Raw genomic sequence first — 17,663 nt, 5'->3', positions numbered from 1 at the left:
TTATTTTCGGAAACAGGTTCGCAATTTTTAGTCGTCGTCACGGGAAAAATAAAATTCATCTTGCCCCATACGCATAAGTTGCCTATTTTCGTCATTAACGGATCCGCTACTGAAAATCATTTGCTTACGTTATGATTTAAAAAGGATTTTTATGAAAGAGCTTTCTTATGCAAGGATCTATAAATCGCAGGAATATCTGGCTTCTCTGGGGACAATTCACTATCGCTCACTGTTTGGTGGTTACAGTCTGACGGTTGGCGATACGGTCTTTGCCATGGTCGCTAATGGTGAGCTGTATCTTCGCGCCTGTGAGCAGAGCGCCCAGTATTGTGTACAAAATTCTCCTGTCTGGCTGACATTTATTAAGCGCGGACGTCCTCTTGTACTTAATTATTACCAGGTGAACGATGCCCTGTGGCAAAACCAGCAGCAGCTGGTGTCGTTATCGCGATATTCGTTGGATGCTGCGGTTAAGGAGAAACAAAGTCGCTTTGCCCAGCATCGTCTGCGGGAATTGCCGAATATGACGTTTCATCTGGAGACTCTGCTGAATGAAGCTGGAATTAAAGATGAGGGGACCATGCGATCGTTGGGAGCACAAATGTGCTGGCTGAAACTTCGGCAAAATAACCCGGCTCTGACGGTAAAAGTACTCTATGCCCTTGAAGGCGCGGTAGGGGGGATACATGAAGCCGCGCTCCCGGCGACGCGTCGCCAGGAGCTGGTTGAGTGGGTAAGTTCTCTTACGCCGGAACCGGGGTATTAGACGGCAGCACGTCAATTTGCTGCTGTAATCGCCGGATCTCCGGGAGTAGAGCGATCAATAGCCCAACTTGCTGAACGACCAGCGGCTCTTTACTGTCCGGGCGTGGTTCCAGATGCTGAATTCGCTGCTTCAGCCCTTCTAACGCCTGGTATACACGCTGCTCGTCAGCGGGTTGATGGTGAAGGGCATCATCAACATAGCAAACAGCGTCATCCAGCAATGCCAAAACGTCTGGATTGGTCAACTGTTCGCGATGTGCGCCTAGCGCAGAAATATAGCTGGTAAACGTATGGTTGAGACACAGTAAACGGAACGCCGTTTCGCGGGTTTGGGCCGTGACATCCGGCTCGCTCGACATGTTTGATACCACGGAGGCGAGTTCAGCATCACGATTATGCGCATCACGGCGAGCGATACGGTAGGCCAGGCGATTATCACGACCCTGATGATATTGTTCGAGAATTGCATCAAGGTAGCGGCAGTTAGCGTCAGTCGCCCGTTCAATTACCCGTGGTAGGTTACGAAAACGCCAGTCCGGCCAGATGAAACTGACAGCAGCCCAGGCGATAGCACAGCCAATTAGCGTATCGATGACACGCGGCAGCGCAACCTCAAAGCCTTCGCCGAGCAGGTTAAAGCACAGTAATACCAGCAGCGTGATAAACATGGTGGCATGCGCATACTGGACGTTGCGAAAGGCAAAAAACAGCACACCAGTGATCACTAAAAGTATTAACTGCCCTTCTAAAGAGGGCACAAACCACAGGATCGGTAAACCGATGGCAATCCCAACCAACGTGCCGATAATCCTGAGCGCCAGGCGATGTCGGGTGGCATTGTAGTTTGGCTGACAAACAAACAGACTGGTCAACAGGATCCAGTACCCGTGATTCATACCGGTTATCTGGATAATGGCATAACCAACACAGAGTACTAACGACATGCGAACGGCATGGCGAAACAGAGCAGACTCAGGGGTGAAATTACGGCTCAGACGTAACCAGATATCACTGAATCCATGGGGACTGTCATCGGCAAGCTGATTTTCAGACTCATTGCGCGAGAGTACCTGAGCCTGTTCGGATTCGATGGTAGCAAGCTGCGCGTCGATTGCCCGTAGGTTTGACAGTAAAAAACCCAGCGTATTGAGCAGGTCGGCAGGTTCACCACTGGCGCGCATGCGCTCAAGTGCAGCATCTATATGGGTGAAGGCTCGCTCAAAGTGCGGATCGTGCTGGTAAGGCGTGCGCAATAAAATACAGCGAGATAATTGTGAACAGGCTTGCCCTTGCATCGACATCAACCGCTGGAAACGGAACATCACATCGCTGTGACGGAAATGATCGCGTAGCGTTTGATACTGAATATGTGAGGAGCTTGCGCGTTCATGAATATCCTGTGCCACAAAATAGTAATGTAGCGTGCGACGTGTTCCCCGTTGTCCACGGTCACCGCGCAGGCGGGTCAGCAGCGACACTTTAGTCTGATTCAGCGTTGCCATCAGTTGGCCATTCGCGAGAGCTAAATCATACAACGGTGCCTGGCTTTCATCTTCTATGTCGGGGTCAAAAAGACGCGATTTCAGTTCCAGGTAGTGCGCTAACTGTTCGTAGCTGCGTGCCAGATTGTCCTGTAAGGGGCGGATGGGGAACAGAAGATGTCCGGTGAGCGTCAGCAGGTTATACCAGATAGCGCCAGCGAGCAGCAGGATTGGTTGTTGATACCACTGATCGTAAAGCGAGGTGCCCAGCATCGTGTAAATGGCGATCAGCAATGCACCAAAAGCAATAGTTGCATAGCGCTGGCCTAATCCCCCCAGCAGAATAAAGCCGCTGGTGGAAAGCGTTAACCCAATAGCAAACAGCCATGGCCATGGGAAGAGCAGTTCAACGGAGGCTGAGGCAATAAAAAAGCACACCAGTGTGATGGTTAAATTGCGTAGTCGGCCTGCGAGACGATCGTCCAGATCGGTAAGTGCGGCAGCGACCATGCCCAGCGTGAGTGGGATGGTCAGCTTGACATCGCCCAGCCACCAGGGCAGCGCTGTTGTGCCGCATAGCGCGATAAAAATCCGCACGTAGTACAGCCATGTGCTGTTCCAGGTATAGCGTTTGAGCAGAGGACTTAACATAAAGGCCATCGGTCCTGATTATTCAAAACGACGACGCGCATTGGCTTCACGCGCTGCACGGGCAACTTCTACTGAAACCACACGGCGACCCACCGGCCAGAGCGCAATGGCAGCGATTTTAAAGTTTGCAATGCCAACCGGAATACCAATAATCGTTATGCACTGGGCAATACCAGAGATAATGTGCATCAGGCACAACCACCAGCCGAAGAAAATCAGCCAGAAAATATTGAGCACGGTGCCGCCGGTATTTAACAGGACGCTTTTACCGGCCGGATTCAGTTCATCGACATGAATCGCTTCGTTACCATAGGGAAACAGCGAAAGTCGGGTTATCTCCCAGCATGAACGGGTCAAGGGTAAAGTAAAAATAAGCACGACACTGACCAGCGTTGCCAGTAACCAGGCAAGGGTGGTGGCGAACCCCCCAAGCACAAAATTTAAAATATTCAGAACAGTACGCATAAACCCTCGGTTAACTCTGGTTTTCTGTGAATTCGGCAATTGTAACGTTTTTTTGGGCTGGAGCACGTTTTCTCTGGCGGTTACACTGATAAGCAAACCTCTTCGTGTGGATCCGCTTGAGTCTTATGGAACTGAAAGCAACTTCTCTTGGAAAACGTCTGGCACAACACCCTTACGATCGGGCCGTTATTCTCAATGCCGGGATTAAAGTTTCCGGCGATCGTCACGAGTATCTTATTCCCTTCAATCAGTTACTGGCTATTCATTGCAAACGCGGCCTGGTATGGGGCGAGCTGGAGTTTGTACTCCCGGATGAGAAGGTGGTTCGTCTTCACGGTACAGAGTGGGCGGAAACCCAGCGCTTCCATCATCATTTGAATGCGCTCTGGCAACAGTGGAGCCAGGAAATGAGTGACGTTGCTGCGGGGGTTTTACAGCAGCAGTTGGATGCGATAGCGGCGCGTACTAGTGAAAGTAAGTGGCTGACGCGCGAACAAACATCAGGGCTGCAGCAGCAGATTCGCCGTGCCTTTGCCGCGTTACCGCTCCCGGTTAATCGGCTGGAGGAATTTGAAAATTGCCGGGAGGCGTTACGTCAATGCCAGGCATGGCTGAAAGACATTGAAGCCTGCCGCTTACAGCACAATCAGGCGTACACCGATGCAATGCTGGAAGAGTATGACGAGTTTTTCCAGCATGTTGAATCTTCGCCGTTGAACCCTGCTCAGGCGCGCGCGGTGGTGAACGGTGAGCAATCATTGTTGGTACTTGCAGGTGCTGGAAGCGGTAAAACATCTGTGTTGGTTGCCCGGGCGGGTTGGTTGCTTGCACGAGGAGAAGCCGCACCAGAACAGATCCTGTTGCTGGCGTTTGGACGCAAAGCAGCCCAGGAGATGGATGACCGCATCCGTGAGCGTCTGCATACGGATGAGGTCACCGCGCGGACGTTCCATGCACTGGCGTTGCACATTATTTCGCAAGGTAGCAAAAAAGTTCCAACGGTGAGCAAGCTGGAAAATGATGCTATCGCGCGCAACAAACTCTTTATAACAACCTGGCGTCAGCAGTGCAGTGAGAAAAAGGCTCAGGCTAAAGGCTGGCGACAATGGTTAGAAGAAGAAATGCAGTGGTCTGTACCCGAAGGTAACTTCTGGGATGACGAAAAATTACAGCGTCGTCTGGCTTCCCGGTTGGATCGCTGGGTTAGTTTGATGCGAATGCATGGCGGAGCACAGGCGGAGATGATTGCTAATGCTCCGGAGGAGATCCGTGATCTGTTCAGTAAACGCATAAAGCTAATGGCGCCGCTGCTCAAGGCCTGGAAGAGTGCCCTGAAGGATGAGAATGCCGTCGATTTCTCCGGGTTGATCCATCAGGCTATTGTCATTCTGGAGAAGGGGCGGTTTATCAGTCCGTGGAAACATATTCTGGTCGATGAATTTCAGGATATTTCCCCTCAGCGCGCCGCCCTGTTAGCCGCCTTGCGTAAGCAAAACTCGCAGACTACGCTGTTTGCCGTGGGAGATGACTGGCAGGCCATTTACCGGTTCAGCGGAGCACAGCTTTCTCTGACAACCGCATTTCAGCAAAATTTTGGTGAGGGCGATAGCTGTAATCTGGATACGACTTACCGTTTTAATAGCCGTATTGGCGAAGTCGCAAACCAGTTTATCCAGCAAAACCCACATCAGCTCACGAAACCGCTGAACAGTCTGATGACCGGTGATAAAAAAGCCGTCACGTTGCTCGACGAAAGCCAGTTAGATCTGTTGCTGGATAAGCTGTCGGGTTTTGTGAAAGCCGAAGAGAGAATTCTGGTGCTGGCGCGATACCATCATCTCAAACCTGCTAGCCTGGACAAAGCGGCCACCCGCTGGCCCAAGCTGCAGTTGGATTTTATGACTATTCATGCCAGCAAAGGGCAGCAGGCGGATTATGTCATTGTGATGGGGCTTCATGACGGGAATGACGGTTTCCCGGCTCCGGCTCGCGAGTCGATTATGGAAGAGGCGTTACTCCCGGCTGTTGAAGATTTTCCTGATGCAGAAGAGAGACGGTTGCTGTATGTGGCGCTAACGCGTGCGCGGCATCGGGTATGGCTACTGTTTAGCAAAGACGCGCCATCATGCTTTGTTGATGAGCTTAAGCAATTAGACGTTCCGGTGACCCGGAAACCCTGAAAAGCAGGCGGTAATTACCGCCTGCTTAGCGCTTATTTGAGACGTTCTGCCAGATAACGGGCGTAATCCGGGATCAAGATATCCGTTGCGTCGTTGAAGTTTGGCGACTGGATAATAAAATCAGCGGTTGACACGTTAGTGGCGACTGGAATGTTCCAGACCGTGGCCAGGCGTAGCAGGGCTTTGACATCAGGATCGTGGGGAACGGCGTTGAGCGGATCCCAGAAGAAAATCAGCACATCAATTTTCCCTTCTGAAATCAGCGCACCTACCTGCTGGTCACCCCCCATTGGGCCGCTCAGCATGGCGTTGACGTCCATTCCTGTCGCGCGTTGAATTAAGTTTCCTGTTGTTCCTGTAGCATACAGAACGTGTTTTTCCAGTAATGGCTGGTGGCGTCCAACCCAGCTCATCAACATCTTTTTGCAGTGATCGTGTGCGACCAACGCAATATGTTTCTGCGCTGGCAATGTGCGAGTCGTTAATTCCATAGTACAGCTCCCAAGTTAACCTTGTTACAGAGTACTGGAAGCACTTGACGCTGCAAGAGAAAGACAAAAAAAATGCGTATACGAACATAAATGTCACGATGGGGGTTGTTTCTCCGCCCATTGTAAGAAGTTACTTCGCGTTTGTGCGTCAGCCTGTTGAAACCAATATTTTAAGCGCTGCTCGGTCAGTGTTTGCGACTGAGGCGGCACGCGATCCAGTTCAGACACCCCGGAAAGCAGCGAACTGTCATCGGCCATCATTGTGGCAAATTGCGGTAAAGATGCATGCTTAGCCGCTTTGTTATAGCGCTCTGTTTCCATTTCATAATCTACGATTTTTGCGGTGGACGTGATTGACAGAATATCCAGCTTAACCGGTATAGGCATGGAATCCCCATCCAGCAGTTCTACGCGCGGGGCATCATCAAAATGCGTTGCATCCCGCTCGTTGCTCAGACGTGGGAGGTGGAAATTAACCTGACTGACGAGTTGGGTATCAAAGCTGATGACCAACGGAGGCGAAATATACAGACGTTCTTCGTGGCTGGACAGGCGAATGGTTTTTTCTACGCGAAACACGAGCTGGTGCCGACCATTTTCCAGCTCAATACTGTCGGCACCACGCAGTAATGAGCTGGAGACTTTTTTTCCGTCCAGTACCAGAAGGTCAATATCATTGGACAGACGTAAAGAAGTAGCAAAAACGGTTGCCGGCAAACATAGGGCAATCAAGGCTGTCACAATGCCGGCTTTCATAGGTTTCTCCTGTCCAGAAAATATCTGTATAAGATGTATCTAAATTTTTCGATAATCATGTTTACTAACATATAGACATATTTTTGAGTTTAGCTCTCATGCGCCAGTATGGGATGAATGGTTGCAAAGTCAGGTTTGTCGTACACTTTGCTAAACAGCCTGGAGGAAAACGATGAAAGAGACCGATATTGCTGGCATTTTGACAACAACCCGCACGATTGCACTGGTGGGGGCAAGCGATAAACCCGATCGTCCAAGCTATCGGGTGATGAAATATTTACTCGATCAGGGCTATCAAGTTATTCCTGTTTCACCGAAGGTTGCTGGAAAAACGCTGCTGGGGCAGCAGGGCTATGCGACGCTGGCAGATGTACCAGAGAAAGTGGATATGGTAGATGTCTTCCGTAATTCTGAAGCGGCGTGGGGTGTTGCTCAGGAGGCAATTGCCATCGGCGCGAAGACCCTATGGATGCAGCTCGGCGTGATTAACGAGCAGGCAGCCGTGCTGGCTCGCGATGCAGGGATGACGGTGGTGATGGATCGCTGCCCGGCGATTGAGATCCCGCGGTTGGGACTGGCGAAGTAAGACTGATCTGTAGCCGAACAAAACGCACAGGCCCGATTAGCGAATCGCCATCGGGTCTGTTTTAGCATCAATTGCGCAGGCGCGGGGCCTGGAGCTGTTTTCGAATTGTTCGCGCCAGTTCATCCATCGACGGTTGCTCCGGATGTTCTTCCTGTAGCTCACTACTCAGTTGTGCTTCGGCCAGATATGTATGCACTGGCAGACCATTATCGTCTTCCATCACCACGTGATACCAGGGAGCGGCGCGAAGTTCGTCGTTAACCGCCAACTCATCGGCTGACGGTTGATCAAGCGAATATTCCGGGTCGATATCCACGACCACTCCGAGGTAACCTAACAGGGAATGGCGGACCTGCTGGCCGATACCGAATTTGCTGGCAATCATAGTCACCTCCCGGGAAATAGATACCCTTTATGTAAGGGTAATATTCCACTTTTCAAGTTACATGATGCGACAGGCAAACCCTTTCAGATACAGCCCTTCCGGGTAGGTAGCGATCACCGGGTGATCGGCGGCCTGACGGAACTGCTCTATAAATTGTACATCACGACCAGCATCTATTGCGGCATCAGCGATGATTTTCTGAAATAAATCGGTGGTCATTAGCCCAGAGCAGGAGAAAGTCAGCAGCACACCGCCCGGATTGAGCAACTGAATAGCCAGCATATTGATGTCCTTATAGCCGCGGCAGGCGCCCATCAACTGGCTTTTGTTTTCGACAAATTTCGGCGGATCCATCACGATGACGTCGAATTTCTCACCACGATCGCGATAAGCACGCAGAAGTTTGAACACATCATCACGCACGAACTCAGCTTTGCTTAGATCCAGCTTGTTCAGTTCCACGTTCTGGCGGGCAATATCGAGCGCTTCTTGAGAGGTGTCAACGCTGACGACCTGACGGCATCCGCCCATTAATGCTGAGACCGCAAAGCCGCCGGTGTAAGAGAAACAGTTCAGCACACGCTGATTTTCCACATAACGACGCGTGGCCAGGCGGTTGTCGCGTTGATCGAGGTAATAGCCGGTTTTGTGACCATGCTGAATATCAACCAGCAGCTTCATTCCGTGCTCTTCAATTGGCAGCAGGGCTGGCGGAAGCTCACCCGTTACTGGTCCTTGAGTCAGCTCCATACCTTCTTTTTTACGTACGGCCACATCGCTACGGTCATAAATGGCGCAGTCCGGGAAAACAATTTGCAGAGCGCTAATCAGCGCGGCGCGTTGGTATTCAGCCCCCGCACTGAGCAACTGCAACACCAGGAAGTTGCCGAAGCGGTCAATGGTGATGCCCGGCAGGCCATCGGATTCTCCGGCGATCAGACGGTAACTGTCCAGGCCGTCTTTTTTCGCCAGCCAGTCACGCCATGTCTGCGCCTGCTGCAGACGACGGGTGAAGAAATCAATATCGATGGACTCAGACTTGTCGAATGTCCAGACGCGTGCACGGATCTGCGACGCGGGTGAGTACGCGCCGCGTGCTAACCATTTACCCTGATGGTCAACAATATCGATGGTTTCACCGAGGTTGGCTTTACCTTCCATACGGGCGACAGCACCGGAAAATACCCACGGATGGCGGCGAAGTAATGATTTTTCGCGCCCTTTGGCTAACACTAAACGTACACTCATAATTTACTATTCTGTCAATTCAAAGAAATGGGCGCCATTGTCCTGAGTTTTTTGCATATTTGCAACGCACGCTGTGATGATAAGGAGAACAGCAATGTCGAAAGTCTGCATAATCGCCTGGGTCTATGGCCGGGTTCAGGGGGTAGGATTTCGCTACACCACCCAGCATGAAGCACAACGGCTGGGGTTGACCGGCTACGCGAAGAATATGGATGACGGCAGCGTAGAGGTTGTCGCCTGCGGTGAAAGCAACCGGGTAGAACAACTGATGAAGTGGTTGAAAGCTGGGGGGCCGAGCAGCGCCAGGGTTGATCGGGTTCTCAGTGAACCACATCGTCCTGGCGACGAGCTAAAAGGATTTAGTATCCGCTATTAAATACATTTCACCGGTTTCGGCAGGCCGGCAATTTTAGTCGCCTGCTTGGCCGGACCTTTCGGGAACAGGCGGTAGAGATAACGGCTGTTCCCTTTCTCTTCGCCAAACTTGCTGGCCATCGCTTTTACCAGCATGCGGATAGCGGGGGAGGTATTAAACTCCAGATAAAACTCGCGGACAAAACGCACCACTTCCCAGTGTTCCGCGGAGAGCGTAATGCCTTCGTTTTCGGCGATTCTCTCCGCCAGCGCCTCGCTCCACAGCGTGGTATCTTTCAGATAGCCTTCGCTATCGGTACTGATTTCTTTACCTTCAAAGATCAACATAATTCGTCACTTCGTTAGTCAAACTGGCGGCAGTTTACCAAAAAAGAAAGCCCCGCATAAGCGGGGCTGGATAATGCGAGTGGACATCTTAATCGCGGCTGGCGAAGCCCAGAATACTCAGCAGGCTGACGAAGATGTTGTACAGCGAAACATACAGGCTAACGGTGGCACGAATATAGTTGGTTTCACCGCCGCGGATGATATTGCTGGTTTCAAACAGGATTGCGCCTGAAGAAATCAGAATGAACACCGCGCTGATTGCCAGATGTAATGCTGGCAGTTGCAGGAAGATATTTGCAACCATACCAATCAACACCACGACCACACCCGCCATCAGCATACCGCCGAGAAAGGACATATCTTTACGCGTGGTCAGCACATAGGCCGAGCAGCTGAAGAAGACCAGCGCCGTTCCGCCCAGCGCCATGGCGATAACATCACCCATGCCCGCAGACAGGTAGGTATTCAGAATTGGTCCCAGGATGTAGCCCAGGAAGCCAGTGAAAGCGAACGCTGACAAAATACCAACCGGCTTATCTGCCGTTTTGTAGGTCAGGAACATCAGACCATACATACCCACCAGCGTCAGGATAAGTCCCGGAGAAGGTAACATCAGTACGGTACTGGCGGTTGCAGTGATCGCTGAAAACGCCAGCGTCAGGCTGAGCAGGAAATAGGTATTGCGCAGCACCTTATGCGTGCTGAGTAGCGATGTACGCTCGCGCGAAGAACTAATAATACGATCCATGAGTCACTCTCTTATGACAGATGTAATTAATGATGGAGGATAATGAAATCAAGGGGAATGACACAGCGGTTTTACCCATCTTTACGCATTTTAACCCGCCAGACTTAAGCATATTATTTCAACAAAAGTTCCCGAATTAGATGTTAGCACTGTATGTGCAAAAATGTCAGATCGCTATCTACCAGGTAACTGAAAAATATTGCGTTATTCCTGAATCTCTCTGACAGTGACAGCGGTGTCTACATAAAACAGAGCAATAAGGTAAAGGGAATGATTCAACATAAATCGAAGATATTGACGTTTACGCTGTTGACTGTCTGTTTGATGTCTATAAACGGCGCGGCGAGGGCGGCAAATGTTCCCGCAGGAACACTACTGGCAGAAAAACAGGAACTGGTCAGAAACAACGGCAGTGAGCCGGCATCGCTGGATCCGCATAAAGTTGAAAGCAACGTTGAGTTTAATTTAATCAGCGATATGTTCGACGGTCTGGTGGCTGTTAAGCAGGATGGGTCTATCGAACCCCGTCTAGCCGCATCCTGGGAGAATAAAGGCAACACTGTCTGGACCTTCCATTTACGCCCGGGCATAACCTGGTCAGATGGATCTGCTATTACCGCACAGGATGTCGTCTGGAGCTGGCAGCGTCTCGTCTCGCCGCAAACGGCTTCACCTTATGCTTCGTATCTGGGCAACATGCACGTTGCGAACGCGGTTGATATTGCCCAAGGGAATAAAGATCCCACTACACTAGGGGTCAAAGCCCTGGATGATACCACGCTGGAAATTACCCTGACGCAACCGACGGCGGCATTTCTGGCGATGCTGGCGCATCCATCGCTGGTCCCGCTGGATAAAGTGTTGATAGGTCGTTTTGGTGATAAGTGGACCCGGCCAGAACATTTTGTCAGCAGCGGGGCGTACAAACTATCGCAATGGGTGGTCAATGAGCGCATCGTTGCCGAGCGTAATCCACATTACTGGGACGATCGGCATACGGTTATTAATAAAGTTACTTATTTGCCTATCAGCTCAGAGTCGGCTGACGTAAATCGCTATAAGGCCGGTGAAATCGACATTGTGTATAGCGTACCGGTCAATCAGTTCGCGCAACTGAAAAAAACGATGGGGGATGAACTGCATGTCTCGCCCCAGCTTTCAACGTATTACTATCAGTTCAATACAACCCGCGCGCCGTTTAATGATCCGCGCGTGCGGCGGGCGCTGAATATGGCGTTGGATAAAGACATCATTGCGCAAAAGGTAATGGGACAGGGGCAGCGAGCAGCGTGGGTTATCAGCCAGCCGGAAATAGGTGGGGTGAAACTGCATGCGCCGGAGTATGCGTCATGGCCGCTTGAAAAACGTATTGCTGAAGCCAAAAAACTGCTGGCTGAAGCCGGTTTTGGTCCTGAGCATCCGCTTAGCTTGAATCTGCTCTACAACACCTTCGAAACGCACCAGCGTATTGCGATTGCCGCATCGTCGATGTGGAAGAAAAACCTTGGCGTCGAGGCGAAGCTGCAAAACCAGGAATGGAAAACCATGCTGGACACCATGCACACCGGTAATTTTGACGTCGTGCGCTATGCGTGGATAGCCGACTATGATGATGCCTCAAGTTTCCTCAATATTTTCCGTACCGGTGATAGCGAGAATACCACCAAGTACAGCAATCCCGCCTTTGATGAAGCGATGCGTAATGCGGCGAAAGCAACTTCGCTGGAAGAACGAGGCAAATACTATCAGCAGGCTGAAGACCTTTTAGGTGAGGATGTGCCCGCGATTCCGGTTTACCACTACGTCCGCACGCATCTCGTGAAGCCGTGGGTGGGGGGATTTGCGCCAGATAACCGGGGAAATTACTACACCAAAGATATGTACATCAAAAAACATTAAGCGCTATAGCCGGCATTCGTGCTGAATAAATGGTCAATCTGTTGTTATTTCAGTCGATTAACAACATTTTGGCTGTTTTTCAGGCAAACGAACACATTGGTGCTTTACAGGTCCGTTCGGGATGTTTATAGTGCGCCTCATTGGAAGCGTGGCCGAGCGGTTGAAGGCACCGGTCTTGAAAACCGGCGACCCGAAAGGGTTCTAGAGTTCGAATCTCTACGCTTCCGCCAAACATAAACCCCAAGCTATAAAATAGCTTGGGGTTTTTTCATTTTGCTCGGTTTATATTTTGCCTTCCTTTACTCGTCTTACTCGCGCAAGGGCAACTGCGCACCTGACCGGTTGAATGCTGGTGAACTGAGTAATCCCCGGCCTCGCAAGACCTACATGAGCGAACGTCTCTTCATTCGTCGTGCTATCCATAGCAAGCCCAGCATAATAGCCAGATAGCCCATAACGTAATTTCCCTGTTGCTTTCGTTCAGAGAGCGCCGGGTCGGCAGCCCATGCCAGAAAGGCGGTAACATCCCTGGCGTATTGCTCCTCAGTTTCAGCTTTTTTCGACGCCGGGCTCCATTGGATCTCCCCACTCGTCAGCGGTTTTGGCATGTTAATCACACCGCCAGGAAAATAGCGATTAGCCTTCAGTTCGGGATCGGCAGGCAGATAGCCGGTTAGCAGCGCGTAAACGTAATCTGCCCCCTGGTCCGTGTAGGGCAGAAAAGCATCTAACAAAAATTGTGGGAATCCGCGATCGTATGAACGGGCACGGACGATATAGCTCAGGTCAACGGGTTCAGCGCCATTGTTAAGGTATCTTGCTTCCCGGTCGTTTAGATATGGTGATATAAAGCTGTCATTTAGCGTACCGTCGCGCTCACCTATCTGGCCGTCATCCTGAATCGCAGGAAACTGATAGCCGCTGGCGATACTTCTTGCTTCTTCAACCGTGAGTTCCAGACCACCGGGCCTGGTCAACGTCCGAAAGGTAAGGTGTTTCATGCCGTGACAAGCGCGACACTTCTCTTCATAAACCTGCAGACCACGTCTAAGCTGTTCCTTATCATATTGACCGGTAATGCCGCTGAAGCTCCATTCCTGGCGTTCAGGCGTGGCTTCCTGCGCATATGAGGAACCCAGCCCCAACAGAGAAAAGGACAGGACGCTGAATTTCAATAGTTGTTTCATCCTCAATCCTGTTTTTCCAAAAAACGACGACAAGGTAAGACGATTAAAAACCAGGCAAACCAAATCAGTGTCGAAAGCTGGGATGCGGCACGGATCCAGCCCTCTTCATTACGAAAGCCATCAAGAAGATCCGGACCAACCAGTGCTTTCGACCCTAACCAGCCTAAAAAGCAGGCATTTATGACCCATAGCCAGAATCCGCACTTAACCAGTTTGCTGTAATGGCGAAAACGAGCCCGGGAAGTATCAAGCCAGGGTAGAAAATAGAAAATCAGGATCGAACCGCACATCGCGGCTAGTCCTACGAATTCATTCGGGAAGCAGCGCAAGATGGAGAAGAAGGGAAGGAAATACCATTCTGGCGCAACAATCGCGGGTGTAATCGTTGGGTCCGCAGCAATAAAGTTGTCGGCGCTGCTCAGATAGTGCGGCGCGAAGAATAAAAACCAGGCGAAAACCATTAAAAAAAGGATGATTTTGATAGCATCGAGATCGGTAATTTTGTAATCGAACAACAGACTCCTGGACTCTTTCTCACTAAACTTCTTTTTCATCGCCTGGGCAAACGCCGACTGTACGGTACGTATATGGATAACCGTGGCGACAACAATCACAAAGGGAAGAATAAAGTGGATAACAAAAAAGCGACCAAGCATCGGCGTACCCGGCGTATGGCTGCCGACTAAATATGCGTAAAGCGTATCCCCTACCCACGGAATAGCCTGGGCAAAGCGGGTAATGACCGTTGCCGCCCAGTAGCTTTTTTGCCCCCAGATAAGGCTATAACCAAGAAACGCGGTCATCATCAGCAGGATATACAACGTGACGCTAACCATCCACATTGTCGTCCAGGGCTTGCGGTAAACGTTGTAGTACATACCACGAAAAATATGCAGATAGCAGGCAAAGAAAAAGAGCGATGCGCCAATAGCATGCATGTTGCGTAACAGCTCTCCATGGCGAACCGCGCGCATAATATGAATAATGGAGTCAAATGCCAGCTCAGCTGTCGGCACGTAAAACATCGCCAGCACGATACCCGTAAGGATCTGCACCCCGAGCATAATTAGCAGGATAGCGCCGATTGCAAACACCCAGAGTCCAGCAACTGAGCGAGGGAAGGGGATACGTCCGCGAAGCGAACAGACAAGTTCATTCCTCATTTCAGGCTTCCTTCGTGCCGATACGCACGACCTGCCCATCGGAATGAATAACGTAGTCTGGGATTGCCAGGTTGGCAGTTGCGGGCCCGCGCGTCACGCGCCCGGAGGTATCAAACTCTGAACCGTGGCACGGACAGATCCAACCCATCCCCCCCGGTCGGGCGTTGGGTACACACCCGGCATGTGGGCAATAACCTTGAACCACCAGCCATTGAGGATGGGCTGCAGAGACCCTGGCGCTGTCTGGCTGTGGGTCGATAAGCGTATCCAGGTCGGCACTTCTGGCAGTAATAATTTCATCCGGGGTGCGATGGTGTATAAGAATCAACCTTCCTTGCCATACACGTCTGACTGTTTGTCCGGCAGCAACACCTGCAAGAGAGACATCAATCGGTTCATTTTCCCCAAGCGTTTTTTCATCCGGGCCCAAGGCCGAAACCAGCGGCCAGACGGCAGCCGCGACGCCTGCGGCACCGACAAATTTAGTCAGTTTACACAGGCATTCCCTACGCTGTTCCTGGATTTCGCCATCTGGAAGTTTATTATCTGCCACCTCGTATACCTCCCTGAGTTTCGCGGATTAACGTTTATCGATACGCGCGTAAATTTCCTGAAAGCGCTTGTCAGCAATACCCGGCGCTTTGAACGCGCGGTAGCTTTCTGGTAACGAGGCATCTCCAACCTTAATCAGCATCACCATGCCCTGAGCGTAATGCGGTGTACATTTGATGCCGTAAAACCCGGCATTGTCATAAGTAACTTCGATCTCTTCATCTATTTTTCCCATAAATCCAGGATAGCCAGCCGGTGACAATTCAGCGATTGAAGCCGCGTTGTGGCTCTTATGTTTACGGATAAACTTCACCGTATCCCCTGGCTGGATCTCCAGATAATCTGGCTCATAGACCATTGGTCCCCCAGTCCCACGATTTTTCATCAACACTTCATGAGTTTGTGCGAAGGCAGAAGAGGCGAAGGCGAGTAAACACAAAATTTGCAGACTCTGTTTGAGGTATTTCATTGATTCTTCCTTAAAATTCATCAGGCCGTTGATAACGAATAAAACAATTTTCACCACCCGCATCCTTTTCAATGATGGCGTCGATTCCAAACCAGGAGTGGAGGTTTTCGCGGGTAAAAACGGCGCAAGGTTTCCCCTGCATCGCCATATGTCCGGACGTCATGACGATGACGCGATCGCAGAACATCGCGGCATGATTAAGATCGTGCAGAGCGGCAATCACCGTGAGCTTTTCACGTTTAACCAGACTCAACAGGCCAATCTGATGTTGAATGTCGAGGTGGTTGGTGGGTTCATCCATCAGCAACAACTGTGGTTGTTGCGCCAGCGCCCGGGCGATATGCAGGCGCTGTTTTTCTCCCCCTGAAAAGGTATGCCAGCAGCGATGCTGTAATTCACTGAGATCGACCTTTTCCAGCATAGTTTGCACAATATCGTCATCTTTGGCGGACCAGGGGGAGAGCATGCTAAGCCAGGGGGTTCGCCCCAGAGAAACGGCTTGTAAAGCGGTAAGACGCTCGCTGGTTTCAGCCTGTTGTTCGACCAGCGCCACCTGTTGCGCAAGATGACGCCGCGAATAATGCTGGAGCGCCTTTTGCTGCAGAGTGATATGCCCGGAAGTCGGCTTCAATAAACCGGCCAGCAGTGAAATCAGTGACGTTTTGCCCGAGCCGTTGGGACCTATGATGCCGACAAATTCACCAGGCGTTACGCTGAGTGAAATATCATCAACAATCGTCTTGCCTTTTACCTTCCATCGCAGATTACAGGCTTCAATAACGGCTTGTGCAGAGTTCACAAGGGGGGATACGAGATTCACCGTCATTTGTTCTGGTTTCCTCTAATCAGAATGATTGAAAACGCAGGGGCGCCAACCAGAGCGGTGATCACACCTATTGGTAGAACCTGACCGGGGAGTAACGTGCGGGAAATAACATCTGCGATAATGAGGAAAATCGCGCCGGTAAGCGCACTGACTGGCAGCAGTCGATGATGCTGGTTGCCGACCAGCAGACGAGCGGCATGCGGGATAACCAGACCGACAAAGCCGATCGCACCAACGATGGAGACCATAATTGCCGTCATGCCGGTGACGGCGGCAATCAGTACTGCACGGGTACGTTTTACTGGAATGCCCAACGATGCTGCAGACTCAGCGCCAAAGGAGAAGGCGTCGAGATGGCGGGCATAACAAAAGCACAGCGCAATACCGACCAGAGCGGTAGGAATGGCTAAGACAACATCGGGCCAGCGTACACCGCTCAAATTACCTAATAACCAGAACATAATTCCGCGCGCTTGCTCGGCATTTGCTGAGCGGGTGATGATTAGCGACGTAATTGCATTGAAAAGCTGCGAGCTGGCGATGCCGGCAAGAATGATTTGGGTTGTCACACCGCCGCCTTGTCTACCGCCAGCAGCCATTGCCAATAGTGCAACGAACATAAATGCCGTTAGCGCGCCAATGAAAGCCCCCAATGACATGCTGATAATGCCGGCCCCAAGCCCGGTGAGAGCAATCAGCACCGCTCCGGTGGATGCTCCGGCAGAAATCCCCAGTAGATAAGGTTCGGCGAGTGCATTGCGTAGCAACGACTGTAACACTACGCCGGAAACAGCCAGGCAGGCACCGCAACTGGCAGAGACCAGCGCTCGGGTCAGGCGATAGTTCCAGACGATCCCAGCATCCAGCGCATCGACAGGATAGTGGGTATCAAAAAGATGATTTGCCAGCGTACTGAGCACATGCCGCCAGGGGATCAGCGTTTCGCCGATGGAAATCCCCGCCAGCAGCACGCAGCACATCAGCGCACTGACCCAGACGGCATGCCCACCGACTCTCACCGCAAGCAGACCAACGGCACGACGCATCCTGCGTGGATCACTCATGATTATCTGCGTTCCTGAGTAACAGAGATGCGCTATACCGTGCGA

General features: G+C 51.2%; 19 protein-coding genes and 1 tRNA gene. 6 read left to right on the top strand and 14 right to left on the bottom strand.

The features are described 5' to 3' along the window. The first annotated feature begins 151 nt into the window (after window positions 1-151). Entirely contained in the window at window positions 152-766 is a 615-nt protein-coding gene (locus OGY06_RS06265) for a TfoX/Sxy family DNA transformation protein (protein WP_003831996.1), read from the top strand. Here OGY06_RS06265 and yccS read toward each other — a convergent pair. Together yccS and OGY06_RS06255 are read right to left on the bottom strand one after the other, a co-directional pair. Next, a complete protein-coding gene (gene yccS / locus OGY06_RS06260; protein WP_286604960.1) occupies window positions 744-2,897 on the bottom strand; it encodes a YccS family putative transporter in 2,154 nt (717 codons plus the stop codon). The genes OGY06_RS06265 and yccS overlap by 23 nt on opposite strands. Window positions 2,898-2,915: 18 nt before the next feature. Continuing rightward, window positions 2,916-3,362, bottom strand: coding sequence for a YccF domain-containing protein (locus OGY06_RS06255; protein WP_003831998.1), 447 nt, complete (start codon window positions 3,360-3,362; stop codon window positions 2,916-2,918). Between the two features lie 125 nt (window positions 3,363-3,487). Between OGY06_RS06255 and helD the strand changes: the two genes are divergently transcribed. Further along, entirely contained in the window at window positions 3,488-5,542 is a 2,055-nt protein-coding gene (gene helD / locus OGY06_RS06250; RefSeq protein ID WP_191221629.1) for a DNA helicase IV, read from the top strand. Window positions 5,543-5,574: 32 nt separating this feature from the next. Here the strand turns inward: helD and mgsA are convergent, their stop codons facing one another. Beyond that, on the bottom strand, window positions 5,575-6,033 hold the full coding sequence (mgsA, locus tag OGY06_RS06245; protein ID WP_126956794.1) for a methylglyoxal synthase: 459 nt from the start codon (window positions 6,031-6,033) through the stop codon (window positions 5,575-5,577). A gap of 93 nt (window positions 6,034-6,126) precedes the next feature. Continuing rightward, complete coding sequence (csgI, locus tag OGY06_RS06240; RefSeq protein WP_008784291.1) at window positions 6,127-6,789, bottom strand: curli synthesis inhibitor; 663 nt, start codon at window positions 6,787-6,789, stop codon at window positions 6,127-6,129. A 172-nt stretch (window positions 6,790-6,961) separates the two neighbouring features. On the opposite strand from csgI, the gene OGY06_RS06235 reads away from it, so the two are divergent. Beyond that, window positions 6,962-7,375: a CoA-binding protein gene (locus tag OGY06_RS06235; RefSeq protein WP_126956796.1), complete on the top strand. Its 414-nt coding sequence runs from the start codon at window positions 6,962-6,964 to the stop codon at window positions 7,373-7,375. A gap of 67 nt (window positions 7,376-7,442) precedes the next feature. Here the strand turns inward: OGY06_RS06235 and hspQ are convergent, their stop codons facing one another. Beyond that, window positions 7,443-7,760 (bottom strand): heat shock protein HspQ, encoded by a 318-nt coding sequence (gene hspQ, locus OGY06_RS06230; RefSeq protein ID WP_003035905.1) that lies wholly within the window; start codon window positions 7,758-7,760, stop codon window positions 7,443-7,445. Window positions 7,761-7,817: 57 nt separating this feature from the next. Further along, window positions 7,818-9,008: a 23S rRNA (cytosine(1962)-C(5))-methyltransferase RlmI gene (rlmI, locus tag OGY06_RS06225; protein ID WP_286604956.1), complete on the bottom strand. Its 1,191-nt coding sequence runs from the start codon at window positions 9,006-9,008 to the stop codon at window positions 7,818-7,820. Window positions 9,009-9,102: 94 nt separating this feature from the next. Here rlmI and yccX point away from each other — a divergent pair, with 94 nt between their 5' ends. Further along, window positions 9,103-9,384 carry an acylphosphatase gene (yccX, locus tag OGY06_RS06220; protein ID WP_003832008.1) on the top strand — a complete coding sequence of 94 codons (282 nt, stop codon included), beginning with the start codon at window positions 9,103-9,105 and terminating at the stop codon, window positions 9,382-9,384. Here yccX and tusE read toward each other — a convergent pair. Both tusE and yccA read right to left on the bottom strand, forming a co-directional pair. Then, window positions 9,381-9,710 carry a sulfurtransferase TusE gene (tusE, locus tag OGY06_RS06215; protein ID WP_003832010.1) on the bottom strand — a complete coding sequence of 110 codons (330 nt, stop codon included), beginning with the start codon at window positions 9,708-9,710 and terminating at the stop codon, window positions 9,381-9,383. The two genes, yccX and tusE, sit on opposite strands and share 4 nt — an antisense overlap. Before the next feature lie 88 nt (window positions 9,711-9,798). Continuing rightward, window positions 9,799-10,458, bottom strand: a complete 660-nt coding sequence (gene yccA, locus OGY06_RS06210; RefSeq protein ID WP_079938022.1) for an FtsH protease modulator YccA — start codon at window positions 10,456-10,458, stop codon at window positions 9,799-9,801. 270 nt (window positions 10,459-10,728) lie between these two features. Here yccA and OGY06_RS06205 point away from each other — a divergent pair, with 270 nt between their 5' ends. Together OGY06_RS06205 and OGY06_RS06200 are read left to right on the top strand one after the other, a co-directional pair. Beyond that, window positions 10,729-12,357 carry an ABC transporter substrate-binding protein gene (locus tag OGY06_RS06205; RefSeq protein ID WP_286604954.1) on the top strand — a complete coding sequence of 543 codons (1,629 nt, stop codon included), beginning with the start codon at window positions 10,729-10,731 and terminating at the stop codon, window positions 12,355-12,357. A gap of 142 nt (window positions 12,358-12,499) precedes the next feature. Further along, a tRNA-Ser gene (locus OGY06_RS06200) sits at window positions 12,500-12,587 on the top strand. Window positions 12,588-12,740: 153 nt separating this feature from the next. On the opposite strand, the gene OGY06_RS06195 is transcribed toward OGY06_RS06200, so the two are convergent. Genes OGY06_RS06195 through OGY06_RS06170 form a run of 6 tightly spaced genes read right to left on the bottom strand, consistent with a single transcriptional unit; the run spans window position 12,741 to window position 17,618 of the window. Then, on the bottom strand, window positions 12,741-13,544 hold the full coding sequence (locus tag OGY06_RS06195) for a cytochrome c1 (protein WP_164562952.1): 804 nt from the start codon (window positions 13,542-13,544) through the stop codon (window positions 12,741-12,743). Window positions 13,545-13,546: 2 nt separating this feature from the next. Next, window positions 13,547-14,707, bottom strand: coding sequence for a cytochrome b (locus tag OGY06_RS06190; protein ID WP_164562951.1), 1,161 nt, complete (start codon window positions 14,705-14,707; stop codon window positions 13,547-13,549). A gap of 1 nt (window position 14,708) precedes the next feature. Next, a complete protein-coding gene (gene petA / locus OGY06_RS06185; RefSeq protein ID WP_003832018.1) occupies window positions 14,709-15,260 on the bottom strand; it encodes a ubiquinol-cytochrome c reductase iron-sulfur subunit in 552 nt (183 codons plus the stop codon). 27 nt (window positions 15,261-15,287) lie between these two features. After that, entirely contained in the window at window positions 15,288-15,728 is a 441-nt protein-coding gene (locus tag OGY06_RS06180) for a pseudoazurin (protein ID WP_032934409.1), read from the bottom strand. A 10-nt stretch (window positions 15,729-15,738) separates the two neighbouring features. Next, complete coding sequence (locus OGY06_RS06175; RefSeq protein ID WP_003832021.1) at window positions 15,739-16,554, bottom strand: ABC transporter ATP-binding protein; 816 nt, start codon at window positions 16,552-16,554, stop codon at window positions 15,739-15,741. Further along, complete coding sequence (locus OGY06_RS06170; RefSeq protein ID WP_003832023.1) at window positions 16,551-17,618, bottom strand: FecCD family ABC transporter permease; 1,068 nt, start codon at window positions 17,616-17,618, stop codon at window positions 16,551-16,553. Before OGY06_RS06170 ends, OGY06_RS06175 begins: the two co-directional genes overlap by 4 nt. Window positions 17,619-17,663: the final 45 nt, after the last annotated feature.

The organism is Citrobacter sp. Cpo147, from assembly GCF_030332405.1.
Classification (GTDB): domain Bacteria; phylum Pseudomonadota; class Gammaproteobacteria; order Enterobacterales; family Enterobacteriaceae; genus Citrobacter; species Citrobacter portucalensis.
This window is presented reverse-complemented; position numbering and strand designations above follow the sequence as displayed.